Genomic DNA, 13,355 nt, shown 5'->3' on the forward strand with positions numbered 1-13,355 from the left:
AAATATTCTATTATTTAGGAATGAATGTTTTTTACTATTTATAGAACTTTTTAGTACTTTTGAAACATGACTAGTATTATCACCGGAGATATTATCAACTCCCGAAAACTGGCTACCTCAGTTTGGATGGAAGGTTTAAAACACACATTAAGCCAATACGGAAGCCAGCCCGGGAGTTGGGAAATTTACCGTGGTGATGCTTTTCAATTAGAAATCGACCCGCAACTCGCCTTTCGTGCTGCCATTCACATTAAAGCCTATCTGAAAACCTTGAAACTAGATGCGCGTATGAGTATCGGTCTGGGCGAGAAAACTTATCAAGCAACAAAAATTTCAGAAAGCAATGGCAGCGCTTTTGTTCGTTCGGGTGAGTATTTTGAGCAGTTGAAAAAACTCAAGAACAACTTGACAATCAATACCGGTAATGCCATTTTAAATCAGGAAATTAACCTGATGCTCCGGCTCGCACAAACTTTCATGAACCATTGGCTCGCACAATCGGCTGAGTTGGTGCTTCTGGCAATAGAAAACCCTACTTGGTCACAGGAAGAAATGGGCAATAAACTCAAAATCAATCAAGCCGCAGTGAGTAAAAGACGTAAACGCGCACAGTTTGATTTGATACTAGAACTAGAACAGTACTACCAAGAAAAAATCAAATCGCTATGATGGTTTTGGTTAAACTGCTGCTGGCACATTTGCTCGGCGATTTTCTGTTGCAGCCCACAAAATGGGTCTATGCCAAGGAAAAACTGAAACACAAAAGCCTTTATTTGTATTATCACACACTGCTTCACGGGGTTTTGGCTTGGATAATTGTTGGTGAAAAATCGTTTGGAATTTGGGCTTTCCTCATTGCCATCACGCATGGTATCATCGATTTTATAAAACTCCACTTTCAAAAAAATAAAACAAAAAGACTTTGGTTTCTGGTAGATCAAGCTTTGCATGTATTGGTTCTGTTGGTCGTGGCTTACTGCTATCAGTACCAAAATCTCAATCAATATGAATTAGATCAAAGGTTTTGGATTATAGCTACCGGTGTTCTTTTGCTGACCAAGCCAACTTCTGTAATAATCAAAAATAGTATTTCAATTTGGACACCCGAAGAACCTGAAAACAAAGATGATTCATTGGAAAATGCTGGAAATTATATCGGTATTCTCGAACGATTATTTGTGTTCTTCTTTATGATTACCGGACATTTTGAAGCCATCGGATTTTTACTGGCCGCAAAGTCAATTTTCCGTTTCGGAGATTTAAAAGAAGCCAAAGACCGAAAACTCACCGAATACGTTTTGATTGGCACTTTATTGAGTTTTGGCATCGCCATGTTGACAGGCTTCTTGACCGAATTTATCTTACTGCAATCGCTCTAGAATTTTCTGGTTAATGGCTTTAATTAGTGCCGGACCTTCATAAATAAAACCAGTATACAATTGAACAAGACTAGCTCCGGCATCGAGTTTTTCGAGCGCATCTTCAGCCGAGTGAATTCCACCGACTCCAATAATTGGAAAGGCTTTGTTACTTTTTTCGGATAAAAATCGAATCACTTCTGTCGCTCTTTGAGTTAGCGGTTTACCCGAAAGCCCTCCTGTTTCTGTTTGGTTTTCTGATTGGAGATTTTCTCTCGAAATAGTGGTATTGGTTGCAATTACACCCGCAATTTTAGTCGTTTTGACAATGTCGATGATATCTAAAAGTTGCTCATCGGTAAGGTCGGGAGCAATTTTAAGTAAAATAGGCCTGGATTTTATGGAAGCTTGCTTGGCTTTTTGTTGGTTCTCATTTTCTAGCGTTTGCAATAATTCCATTAAGGGTTCTTTATCTTGCAGGGCTCGTAAATTCGGCGTATTGGGCGAACTGACATTGACCACAAAATAGTCAACAACGTTGTATAAAGCTTCAAAACAAATTAGATAATCAGAAACGGCGTCTTCATTAGGCGTATTTTTGTTTTTGCCTATGTTTCCTCCGACCAATACATTTTTATTTTTTTTAAGGCGCTCCACAGCAGCATTGACTCCGCCATTGTTAAAACCCATTCGATTGATGATGGCTTGGTCTGATTTTAATCGGAACAATCGCTTTTTAGGATTGCCTTCTTGCGGCTTCGGAGTAAGCGTTCCGATTTCGATAAAACCAAATCCGAAGTTATCCAACTCTTGAAACAATCGGGCATCTTTATCAAAACCCGCTGCCAAACCCACCGGATTCTTGAATTTCAGACCAAAAACTTCCCGTTCCAATCGGACATCATCGGTCACATAAAGCCACTTAAAAAGCACCGGGAAGCCGGGAATTCTGGATAAAAATCGGATAGCGGCAAAAGTAAAATGGTGCACTTTTTCTGGATCGAACCAAAAAAGTACCGGACGAATCAGTAATTTATACATAGTTGTGTTGTTGTTCCGCAAAAATAACATTCTGATACCAAAGAAGACTTGCACATTGATTATTTTTTTTATCTTTATTCTTAAGTAAATGCCTATTTATATTTTATACGCCATGAATTGGAAAGCCACATTGATTACCCATAAAGCCGAAAAAAGAATTGCAATCTATTTTGAAAAAAGTCAAGTTTTCAACCAAAGAATGAAAACTTTTCCCGATGCTCGCTGGAGCTATACCCTAAAAACGTGGCACGTTCCCGACACAGAAGAAAATCGCCTCCGTTTCAAAATTGAGGCCGAACCAAAAAAAATCCATACTATTGAAAATTTAGAGCAAGTCCGGAAATTCAGGAATTGGTTACAATCAAAAAGATACAGCCCTAACACTATAAAAACTTACACCGAAGCTTTAACTTGTTTTTTGTATTTCTTTAAAAATAAAAAAGTTGAAGAAATTACCAATGACGACTTAATTGTATTTAATAACGAATATATACTTAAAAATAACTTATCCGCTTCCTATCAAAATCAAATAGTGAATGCTATTAAGCTATTCTACTCGACTATCCAGAACAAGAAAATCGAAATGGACAGTATTCACAGACCAAAACGCGCCAAGCTCCTGCCCAACGTACTCAGTAAACAAGAAGTAAAACAGATATTAACGGCCCACGTGAATCTAAAGCATCGCGTAATGCTTTCATTAATATACAGTTGCGGGCTTCGCCGTAGTGAATTGCTCAATTTAAAACCTGCCGACATTGACTCTAATAGAAACTTAATTTTTATCCATCAAGCAAAAGGAAGAAAAGACAGAATAGCCCCATTGTCACCTAAAATTCTCGAAATGTTAAGAGACTATTATAAAGGCTACAAACCCAAGGTATGGTTATTCGAAGGTCAAATTAAAGGAGAAAAATACTCAGAAAAGAGCCTTCAAAGCGTGTTAAAATTTGCGTTAGAAAAAACAGGAATCCAAAAGCCAGTAACCCTTCACTGGTTACGTCATAGTTATGCCACACACCTACTTGAAACTGGTACAGACCTGCGTTACATTCAAGAATTACTTGGCCACAATAGCAGCAAAACTACCGAGATTTATACACATGTCAGTACACACAACTTGCAGCGAATCAAAAGCCCTTTCGATGACCTATAATTTGTATATTAGCCAAATATAAAAACCTCTTTTTTCATACAAAGCTGCCTTAGGTTGGATGCTTGGTTTGATTTTTTGAGAGGTATAAAGGAGTTACCGGCAAGTGTGAAGCAATAGCCTTGAAATAAAACTAGAAATTTGAAGAACATATTATTTGTTTGCAGCAGAAATAAATGGAGAAGTTTAACCGCCGAAACCATTTATAAAAACCATCCTGAATTTATAGTGAAATCAGCTGGAACGGAAAATTCCGCGCGTGTAAAAATAAATTCAAAATTGTTGATTTGGGCAGATGTAATTTTTGTAATGGAAAAGCATCATAAAGAAAAACTGATTTTGAATTTTCCAAGCGAAACAAAAAATGTAGAAATAATTATTCTAGAAATAGCTGACAACTATAAATACATGGACAAAGAATTAATTGAAGAAATACAAATGTCAGTTGCATCGTATTTATAAATAAGAACACCAGCCGGTAACAGCGGTCTCGTCGCAATGTCTGGAATTTCTTAGCCTCTACTCTATTTTTCACGAAGAAATTCTATCTTTAGCGGAGAAAACTCAGTTCGCAAATCCGCCACTGCGCGAGGCCGCGGACCGTTGTGTGCAACTTTAACAGACCGAAACGTAAATAAATAACTAAAAAAAATATGGGACTATTTGACTTCTTTAAAAAGAAAGAACAACCAGAAGAAACTAAAAAGAGTAACATTCTGCTTGCTATGCCAATGTTTAACAGTGGCGAAACTTTTGAACTTAACAAAGTTTTGGAATATCTAAAAAACAATTGGAATACTACTATTTCAGATGTAAATGGAGAAAGTGGAACTGTTACATTTTCAATTCAAGGAGAAACTATTGCACTTGCGACAATGCCAGTTCAAATTCCTTGGGGCGACATTGAAAGTACTGCTCAATATTCTTACAATTGGATGACTGCAAACAAAGATTTGGAAAATCATAATTCCCACATTATTGTAACAGTAATGTCAAGTAAAAACAATGAAGTAGAACGTTTCAAAATTTTGACAAAAGTATTGTCTTCTATTGTGGCAACTACAAATTGTATAGGTGTTTATCAAGGTTCTCAATCTTTACTTATTCCAAGACAACAATATCTTGACAGTGCAGAAGCATTAAAAACTGACCAAATTCCACTTGACCTATGGATATATATTGGATTACGAAAAGGAGAAAATGGGAATAATGCTTACAGTTATGGTTTAACTGCATTTGACAAACTAGAAATGGAATTTATCAACGCCAATCTTGATTTAGAAGAAATGCACAGTTTTTTAAGCAACATTTGTGCTTATGTAATAAACAGTGATGTTACGTTTAAAAGTGGTGAAACATTAGGTTATACAGCAGAACAGAAAATAAAAATCACCAAGTCAAAAGGACTTTTTGTAGAAGGACAAACTTTGAAACTTGAAATATAAAAGAAAAGCTGCACACAACAGCGGTCTCGTCGCAATGTCTCTAATTTCTTAGCCTCTACTCTATTTTTCACGAAGAAATTCTATCTTTAGCGGAGAAAACTCGTTTTGCAAATCCGCCACTGCGCGAGGCCGCGGACCGTTATAGGCAAGGCGATTTTCACGCACAGAAATTTGTGTAAAATGTCGTGTATAACTTCCGCATTGATTTAACACAAACTAAAATGCAATTAATTAAATTTGCCTATAAGCCTATTGAAATGAAAGTAAAAGAACCGTTGTTTGATTATATAAGTCCCGAAATTACGTATAACATCACCGAAGGTGATAGTTTATCTGTACTCAAAAAAGTAGAGGATGGAAAATTTGATCTTATATTAACTTCTCCTCCTTACAATATCGGAAAATCCTACGAGACAAAAACGAGTATTGAAAAGTACTTAGAAACTCAAGAAGAAATTATTACAGAACTTGTCAGAACGCTTTCCGATCAAGGAAGTATATGCTGGCAGGTTGGAAACTATGTTGACAAAGGCGAGATATTTCCACTTGATATTTATTACTATCAAATTTTCAAAAAGCTTGGACTAAAATTACGAAATAGAATTATTTGGTATTTTGGTCACGGTCTACATGCATCAAATAGATTTAGTGGTCGTTATGAAACTATACTTTGGTTTAGTAAAACTGATAAATATATTTTCAATTTAGATGCTGTTAGAGTTCCGTCAAAATATCCTGGAAAACTACATTTTAAAGGACCAAAAAAAGGATTACCTTCCGGTAATCCGCTTGGTAAAAATCCTAGTGATATATGGGAAATTATTCAACAAGATTGGGAAACATGCATGTGGGACATTCCAAATGTAAAATCTAATCATCCAGAAAAAACTGATCATCCATGCCAATTTCCAGTTGAATTAGTTGAGAGATGCGTGCTTGCTTTGACAAATGAAAAAAGTTGGGTTCTTGACCCATTTTCTGGTGTAGGATCAACAGTTCTTGGAGCAATTAAAAATAATCGTAATGCAATGGGAATTGAAAAAGAGGAAGAATATTGTAAAATTGCTAAGGAAAGAATTCAAAGTTTTAACGATGGAAAATTGAAATTCCGACCAATAAACAAACCAATCCATAAACCTAAGCCTAATGACAAAATCGTTCAAATCCCGAATGACTGGAAAATAGGTGATGAGCAAAGTGATGACAATATAAATTCTACAGATTCAAACAAAAACTAAGAATGAAAATAGCACAAAAGTATTCGCATTTAAATGGAGAAGAATATTTGATTGTTCATCATAATGATTTATATGAAGAAATAAAAAAGGTGATTGAGAGCATTGACTCTGATAAGTTTCGCACAAAAATTAGCAAAGAAAAAAAGAAAGTTGGAAACGCATTATTATCTCCAATTGAATTAAATAAAGCTTTTAACGATGCCTTTAACAAGCTCGGTTGGAATGAGAGTCGATATAATTACTATATAACTCTTGATCGCGAGTTAATGGAACAGAGTATTCCAATGACTGCTAAAGAACAAAAAGAATTCTTTATTGAAAACGGAGAACAAGAACCGATTTATAGTTATAATCAAACCGATTTTGTCAAAGATAAAATTGCCGTAGAAATTCAATTTGGTAAATATGCTTTTGTTGCATTCGATTTATTTGTAAAGCATATGCTATTCTATTCTGGAGGAAAAATAAATCTTGGAATCGAAATTCTACCAACTAAAAAAATGCAATCTCAAATGAGCAGCGGAGTTGCATATTATGAAGGTGAAGTCTATAACGTAATGCGCCAAGGAAGAAATAGTCCACCAGTTCCTCTATTAATTCTTGGAATAGAACCATAACGCCCAGCCTATAACAGCGGTCTCGTCGCAATGTCTCGAATTTCTTAGCCTCTACTCTATTTTTCACGAAGAAATTCTATCTTTAGCGGAGAAAACTCGGTTCGCAAAACCGCCACTGCGCGAGGCCGCGGACCGTTATATGCCATTTCAATGAGCAACAGCCATGAAAGAAGAAAACCTTAAAAAATATTTCGAGAATTTGCTCACTGCTCAAGAGCTTTCAAATGATTTGGAAAGCAGCAATATTGAAAATGGAGAATTTGAAATTTATAGGTTTCACTTGATTAAAATTTGTGAAGATTTTATCAATAGAAAGTTTAGCGCTTTTGATATAACTACAATTGCTTTAGCTTTATCTTTTTCAGATTTTTTTACTTGGAATGGAAATAGTGATGATGGAAAATTGATCGGTGAAATTGTATTTGATTGGAGTAATCCAGAATTAGGTTTTGATCTGACAATTGATAATTTTGTTCATTGGAAAGAGTATCTTGAAACTGGCTCAACTAAATACTTAACTAAAGAAGAATTGAAAAAGAAATTTAGAGGCGTGAAGAAAAATGGACTGAAGAGAAACGGCATATAACCGCGGTCTTGTATAATGGCTGGTTTTTCTCAGCCGGAAGCTTGATTTTCACGTAGAACTTTTTACCTTAGTGGAGAAAACTCGGTTCGCTTTTCCGCCACTATACAAGGCCGCAAACCGTTAGCGATAATCGTTTGAGAAACCGGTAAATTAAGCATTACAAATGAATCAAGAAATATTTACAAAAGTTGATAATTACATTAGCAATCTTCTTGCGACCGAGGATGAAATACTAAAACAAACCATAAATTCTCTTGATCGACACAATTTACCGCAACATAGTATTTCTCCGAATCAAGGAAAGTTTTTACAAGTAATGATTGCCTTGTGTAACGCAAAGAATATTCTTGAGATAGGAACTTTAGGCGGCTATAGCACAATTTGGCTTGCTAGAGGTTTGCCTGAAAACGGAAGAGTAGTAACCTTAGAAGTGGACAAAAATCACGCAGAAGTCGCAAGAGAAAATATTGTCAAAGCTGGACTTGAAAATAAAGTAGAAATGAAAGTAGGTAAAGCATTAGATATTTTGCCAACTTTGATAGCGAAGAATGAAGTATTTGATATGATTTTTATTGATGCAGATAAACCGCCATATACAGAGTACTTTGAATATGCATTAGAGCTTTCGCGACCAGGAACATTAATCGTTTGTGATAATGTCATAAGAGAAGGTAAAGTACTAGACGAAAATAGTCGAGATGAAAAAGTTTTGGGAGTGCAAAGATTCAATGAAATGCTGAGTAGAAATAATAATGTTACTGCAACAATTTTGCATAGTGTCGGAGTTAAAGAATATGATGGAATGGCAATAGCTGTTGTTAATAGATAATACGACAATCGCTAACAGCACCTACCCGCAATGGCTTGATTTTCTTGGCTTAGCGCTTGGATTTCACGTAAAAACTTTATCTTAGCGGAGCGTACGCTGCTCGCTTTTCCGCCACTACGGGTAGCTGCGAAACGTTAGCCGTCAGTTTGGCGAAACGCAGAAAAATCAACTTAAAAAAGAAAAATTGAAATACAGAATTATAGTAATTTCATTGTTTTTAATTGTTTGGTCACTGGTTTTTGATTCACCATATCAGAAAGGTGGAGTTGACCATCTATTTCATTATATAATTTTCTCAACATTCATAATTATAACTTTTATCTATCTTTCTACAATAGAAAGATTTGTAGTAATTGAAAAAATATTATACTCTTTATTACTGTCATTTTTTTCATTATTCGCAAGTTTATTAATTACTGAAAGAATTTTAGAAATCTTTTATGGTTTTGATTATGAAATGAAACAGTCTAATACGATTTCAAATCTTATTTTCTACTTTCAAACAAATGGTTTTATAATAATCGAATTAGAAATAATTAAAAGATTAAAAACTAAATGAAAAAGTTCAGAAATATAATTTACATAATTTAAGTTTCATCGTATTAATAAGTTGCAATTCGATAAAAATATCAACTGAAGAAAAAGTTTATTTATTAGATAATAATGATAAAGAAAAATATTATCTACTAAACTATATTAATGACAATCAGGATAAATTGGGGAAATTGCCAGCCGTAATGATAGATGGAAGCTTTATTATTTTTTGTGACAGAGAAAATAAACAAACTATGAAATTGAAAAAAGAACAGATAATAAAAATAGAAATAATGACAATTGAAAAAAGCGTTCCATTATTTGGAAGTGCAGGAAAAAAAGGAATTGTGAAAATCAGTACTTATTAAAAAACCGAACGGCTAACACTTGCTACGCGAGCAACGCTGGTTTATCTTAACAACACGCTTGGTTTTCACGTTGAACTTTCTATCTTAGTGGAGAAAACTCGGTTCGCTTTTTCCGCGTAGTCGCGTAGCAAGAAACCGTTAGCAGCAATAATACTGAACACTGAAATAAAATAGAAATAATGAAAGATAGACCAATATTATTTTACGCAATAATTCTAAGTATACTAGTCGAATTCCTTTTAATAATCGTAGTTTATACTTCGGTTGGTGCTTTAAGATTACCGGCACAAATTACACGACTAACTATTCAGCTTATTTTGATTGCATTTATTTTTACAAAAAAATCTAATTCAGCACTTTTGGGTTTAGCTGGTTATCATATTTTTAGCGGCTTAGTAAATTTAGCTTATATAAATTCAAGTGTGTTGACCAAAATTCTTTTTGCTTATCATGTTGGAATTGGATTAATAATATATTTCCATGATTATTTAGAAGAAAAAATAAAATCCAAGTCAAATTAAATAACAATTACAGCTGCTAACCGCGGTCTTGCGAAATGTCTCGAATTTCTTAGCCTCAAGCTTGGTTTTCACGTAGAACTTTTTACCTTAGTGGAGAAAACTCGGTTCGCGAATCCGCCACTATCGCAAGGCCGCAAACCGTTAGAGGCAAGCGACCAAAAATTATGATAATTTAAGATTGTTGTCTCAAGTTAATTTTTAATTTTGAAAAAAGATAAAAAAATGGATTTGCAAACTCGAAAATTAAACTTCATCCAAGACTTTCTTAAACTTGAAAGTGAGAAAGCCATTTCTCATTTAGAAAAGTTATTGATTAAAGAAACAAAATCAGTTTCTGAATTGAAGCCAATGACTATGAAAGAGTTTCAAAAAAGAATTGACCAATCTACTGAAGATTCAAAAAACAATAGATTAACAGAAAATGATGAATTAATTTCGGAAATAGAAAAATGGAGTTAAAAATTTACTGGACCGATTTTTCTAAAAAAGAACTAAAGAAAATTTTCAATTATTATAAAGAGAAAGCGAGTTTGAACGTTGCAAAAAATCTTGTTCTTGGAATTACCAAAGAAGCAGTCAAACTTAAAAAGCAACCAACGATTGGACAAGAGGAAGAATTATTGGAAAGTGATTCTAGAGATTTTCGTTATTTGGTTTACAAAAGCTACAAAATTATCTACTGGATAAATACCGCGAAAAACATAATTGAAATTTTCGACGTATTTGATACAAGGCAAAATCCAAAGAAAATACAAAGGAATAAATAATGCCAGCCTCTAACCGCGGTCTTGCGAAATGTCTCGAATTTCCTAGCCGGAAGCTTGGTTTTCACGAAGAACTTTTTACCTTAGTGGAGAAATCTCGGTTCGCGAATCCGCCACTGACGCAAGGCCGCAAACCGTTACCAGCCATTTTAGAAGTGACGGCGCAAATTCAATAACCTAATGCAACAAATGATTAAAATTTAAAATAATACTAAAACCAAAATAAATAAAAATGGAAAATAAAAAAGGATTAAACTTTTTCTTCTTAATTATAGCAATTATTACTGGTAGTAAACTAGTTCACCATTTTGACTTCCAAAATTTTAGTTTCCAAAAGCCGGCAATTGATACTATTTATCTAGTTGCATTTTTAGCTTCAATATTTTTTTTAATCCGGGAATTTAGAAATCGAAATAAAGATTGATAAATCTGTAAAACGATTACATGTGTTAAGTAGAGAGTTGTAAAAAAAAAACTTTATTTTAATTTGTTATACCAAATCTATTCTACAACATAAAAAGTGTTTTAGATAATAAACAAGTCTATATTAATTACAAAGCTGAAAAACTCAAAGCAAAATTTTGACAACATAAAACAAACAATAATAGAGAAAGCGATGCAACGCCTAAGAAAAAAACGGCTGGTAACCGCGGTCTTGTATAATGGCTGGTTTTTCTTGACATCACGCTTGGTTTTCACGTAGAAATTCTATCTTAGCGGAGAATACTCGGTTCGCAAATCCGCCACTATACAAGGCCGCAAACCGTTACCAGCAATACTAAGCCACTCATTAATAAATAATGAAACATATTCAAAAAAAATACGGATTTCAATTAGCAGATGCTGCTGATAAAGTATCTGCAGTAAGTACAAAATTTGAAATTACGGATAAAAAATCTCTTAGAGCTGCTAAGAAAAGTGATATTTATGCAACGACAGATAAAGGATATGTAATTAAGTGTTTTCTTTATCAGAATAACGGAGAAAACATAGTTATTCCGATACCCGATCTTTCTTTAGTTTATTTCGACAGTGCATATAATCTCAACAGACTAAGACTAGAACAACAGAAAAAGCTCAACGAAAAAATTAAAAGTGTTGGCAAAAAAGAACTTAGCGAAAATGCAATCAATGAAATATACAGATACTATGGTTATTCGAGTAGTTGTCTAATTTCACTTTTCACAGCAATTGAAAGTTTTATTAATCATATTTTACCTGAAGATAGAAATTATGAAAAAGATTGTGGTCACAAAACTGAAATTTATACAAAATCTCAAGTTCAGAAAGGTCTAACTTTTGAAGAAAAAACTAGAAAAGTCCTTCCATATTTTTTCGAAAAAGATTATTTCAAGAAACCTACAGCAAATACGCAACACATTTATAACCTAAAAGAACTAAGAGATGAAATTATTCATCCGAAAGCAGAAAAAAACTTAGCTTCTCAAGAAGTTCTGATGAAACGGCTATTGAAATTCGATTATGATAAGACAATGGAAGCAGTGGCAAGTTTTATTAATTTCTATCAGCCGGAATATATAGTTGAATGCAATTGTGGCGTAGACTTTTAAAGTACTGCTGGTAACAGCGGTCTCGTCGCAATGTCTAGAATTTCTTAGCCTCTACTCTATTTTTCACGAAGAAATTCTATCTTAGCGGATATAACTCGGTTCGCGAAACCGCCACTGCGCGAGGCCGCGGACCGTTATGAGCAAGGCTACAAAAAACCACAATAGATGAGAAATGTACATCGATATTTAAATTGGGGAAGTAATTCTGAAATTATTAAAATCATCAAAAATATTCTCGAAAAATTCGAGATAAAATATAATTATAAAGAGAATATTGGTTCTGCAATTTCAACATTTAACTATCAACTTGAGTTTTATTTATATGAAGATGACAAAAATTTTCTTTTCGTAAAAGAAGCATTAAATAATATAGGATTAAAGGAGCAAGTTGTAGGCTCAATTTATGAAAAAAGAGATTTTGAAAATGCAGAATGGTTTATTGTAAATACTGGCTCATATCAATATCCACAACCAGAAGATGGATATTTAGAAACAACTTTTAACACAAACAATTATTGCAAGCATTGTGGCATAGGTAAAGTACAAGACGCTCCGTATCGATTAAAAACTGAACCGAAACAATTAAATAATCAGTTTTGGGGTTTGTATTGGGAATATGAACCAATTTTTGTTAGGCAAGCAGCAAAAAATATTTTTGAAAAAGAGAATATTAAAGAAATCAGTTTTTCTAAACCATTTCTACATAGAAAAAATATCGAGGTTGAATCGTTGCATCAAATGCATATAAATACAATTCTAGAAAATGGCTTTGACAATCACAATGCGAAAACAATTACTTGCAAAATTAACAATGAAGAAGATTGTAATAAAGATAAGAATGTGATATGCTGCGGAAGAATAAAATATCATCATCCATTAGTTGGTGGTTATGTTTTCAATAAAGATGTGTTTAATCCTGAGATTGATATTGCTTTAACTGGCGAATACTTTGGTTCTGGATCAAGCGCAAATAGACTGCAAATAGTTTCCAAAAAAATTAAAAATCTTGTAGAAAAGAATAAATTAAAAGGTTTGCAATTTATTCCTGTACTGCACAATCGAAATTAAAAAGCCCAGCTCATAACAGCCGCCACGCGATCATTGCTGGTTTTTTCTCAGCCTCTACTCTATTTTTCACGTAGAAATTCTATCTTAGCGGAGAATACTCGGTTCGCTTTTCCGCAACGTCGCGTGGCGGCAAACCGTTACAGGCAATGTTGAAAAAACTAAACTTTAAAGAATGACTTCAAACTTTAAACTAACAATTCATATGGTTTCGAGCCTTGATGGATTTATAGCCAAAAAGGACAATAGTATGTCGTGGTTTGAA

General features: G+C 34.0%; 18 protein-coding genes. 17 read left to right on the top strand and 1 reads right to left on the bottom strand.

The annotated features are described in order from the left end of the window. Nucleotides 1-66: 66 nt before the first annotated feature. Together G4D82_RS12145 and G4D82_RS12150 are read left to right on the top strand one after the other, a co-directional pair. Nucleotides 67-669, top strand: a complete 603-nt coding sequence (locus G4D82_RS12145; RefSeq protein WP_166337559.1) for a hypothetical protein — start codon at nucleotides 67-69, stop codon at nucleotides 667-669. Next, entirely contained in the window at nucleotides 666-1,379 is a 714-nt protein-coding gene (locus G4D82_RS12150) for a DUF3307 domain-containing protein (protein ID WP_166337560.1), read from the top strand. The genes G4D82_RS12145 and G4D82_RS12150 overlap by 4 nt, the downstream gene beginning before the upstream one ends. Here the strand turns inward: G4D82_RS12150 and G4D82_RS12155 are convergent. Further along, on the bottom strand, nucleotides 1,362-2,399 hold the full coding sequence (locus G4D82_RS12155) for a quinone-dependent dihydroorotate dehydrogenase (RefSeq protein ID WP_166337561.1): 1,038 nt from the start codon (nucleotides 2,397-2,399) through the stop codon (nucleotides 1,362-1,364). The genes G4D82_RS12150 and G4D82_RS12155 overlap by 18 nt on opposite strands. A gap of 88 nt (nucleotides 2,400-2,487) precedes the next feature. Here G4D82_RS12155 and xerA point away from each other — a divergent pair, with 88 nt between their 5' ends. From xerA to G4D82_RS12230, 15 genes are all read left to right on the top strand, one after another. Continuing rightward, nucleotides 2,488-3,555 carry a site-specific tyrosine recombinase/integron integrase gene (xerA, locus tag G4D82_RS12160; RefSeq protein WP_235924349.1) on the top strand — a complete coding sequence of 356 codons (1,068 nt, stop codon included), beginning with the start codon at nucleotides 2,488-2,490 and terminating at the stop codon, nucleotides 3,553-3,555. A gap of 138 nt (nucleotides 3,556-3,693) precedes the next feature. Beyond that, complete coding sequence (locus G4D82_RS12165) at nucleotides 3,694-4,014, top strand: low molecular weight protein tyrosine phosphatase family protein (RefSeq protein WP_166337562.1); 321 nt, start codon at nucleotides 3,694-3,696, stop codon at nucleotides 4,012-4,014. A 191-nt stretch (nucleotides 4,015-4,205) separates the two neighbouring features. Then, on the top strand, nucleotides 4,206-4,997 hold the full coding sequence (locus tag G4D82_RS12170; protein WP_166337563.1) for a DUF4261 domain-containing protein: 792 nt from the start codon (nucleotides 4,206-4,208) through the stop codon (nucleotides 4,995-4,997). 221 nt (nucleotides 4,998-5,218) lie between these two features. Continuing rightward, entirely contained in the window at nucleotides 5,219-6,235 is a 1,017-nt protein-coding gene (locus tag G4D82_RS12175) for a DNA-methyltransferase (RefSeq protein WP_207788170.1), read from the top strand. A gap of 2 nt (nucleotides 6,236-6,237) precedes the next feature. Further along, on the top strand, nucleotides 6,238-6,852 hold the full coding sequence (locus G4D82_RS12180; RefSeq protein ID WP_166337564.1) for a BglII/BstYI family type II restriction endonuclease: 615 nt from the start codon (nucleotides 6,238-6,240) through the stop codon (nucleotides 6,850-6,852). 163 nt (nucleotides 6,853-7,015) lie between these two features. Beyond that, nucleotides 7,016-7,438: a hypothetical protein gene (locus tag G4D82_RS12185; RefSeq protein ID WP_166337565.1), complete on the top strand. Its 423-nt coding sequence runs from the start codon at nucleotides 7,016-7,018 to the stop codon at nucleotides 7,436-7,438. Between the two features lie 163 nt (nucleotides 7,439-7,601). Beyond that, complete coding sequence (locus tag G4D82_RS12190) at nucleotides 7,602-8,267, top strand: O-methyltransferase (RefSeq protein WP_166337566.1); 666 nt, start codon at nucleotides 7,602-7,604, stop codon at nucleotides 8,265-8,267. A 716-nt stretch (nucleotides 8,268-8,983) separates the two neighbouring features. Continuing rightward, entirely contained in the window at nucleotides 8,984-9,169 is a 186-nt protein-coding gene (locus G4D82_RS12195; protein ID WP_166337567.1) for a hypothetical protein, read from the top strand. 179 nt (nucleotides 9,170-9,348) lie between these two features. After that, nucleotides 9,349-9,690, top strand: a complete 342-nt coding sequence (locus G4D82_RS12200) for a hypothetical protein (protein ID WP_166337568.1) — start codon at nucleotides 9,349-9,351, stop codon at nucleotides 9,688-9,690. Nucleotides 9,691-9,894: 204 nt separating this feature from the next. Then, complete coding sequence (locus tag G4D82_RS12205; RefSeq protein WP_235924350.1) at nucleotides 9,895-10,149, top strand: hypothetical protein; 255 nt, start codon at nucleotides 9,895-9,897, stop codon at nucleotides 10,147-10,149. Further along, on the top strand, nucleotides 10,140-10,457 hold the full coding sequence (locus G4D82_RS12210; RefSeq protein ID WP_166337569.1) for a type II toxin-antitoxin system RelE/ParE family toxin: 318 nt from the start codon (nucleotides 10,140-10,142) through the stop codon (nucleotides 10,455-10,457). The genes G4D82_RS12205 and G4D82_RS12210 overlap by 10 nt, the downstream gene beginning before the upstream one ends. After that, entirely contained in the window at nucleotides 10,457-10,630 is a 174-nt protein-coding gene (locus G4D82_RS12215) for a hypothetical protein (protein WP_166337570.1), read from the top strand. Before G4D82_RS12210 ends, G4D82_RS12215 begins: the two co-directional genes overlap by 1 nt. A 56-nt stretch (nucleotides 10,631-10,686) precedes the next feature. Further along, a complete protein-coding gene (locus tag G4D82_RS12220; RefSeq protein ID WP_166337571.1) occupies nucleotides 10,687-10,878 on the top strand; it encodes a hypothetical protein in 192 nt (63 codons plus the stop codon). Between the two features lie 376 nt (nucleotides 10,879-11,254). Further along, nucleotides 11,255-12,025: a hypothetical protein gene (locus G4D82_RS12225; protein WP_166337572.1), complete on the top strand. Its 771-nt coding sequence runs from the start codon at nucleotides 11,255-11,257 to the stop codon at nucleotides 12,023-12,025. A 165-nt stretch (nucleotides 12,026-12,190) separates the two neighbouring features. Beyond that, a complete protein-coding gene (locus G4D82_RS12230) occupies nucleotides 12,191-13,093 on the top strand; it encodes a hypothetical protein (protein WP_166337488.1) in 903 nt (300 codons plus the stop codon). Nucleotides 13,094-13,355: the final 262 nt, after the last annotated feature.

Origin of the sequence: Flavobacterium lotistagni, assembly GCF_011392125.1 — a bacterium.
Classification (GTDB): Bacteria; Bacteroidota; Bacteroidia; order Flavobacteriales; family Flavobacteriaceae; genus Flavobacterium; species Flavobacterium lotistagni.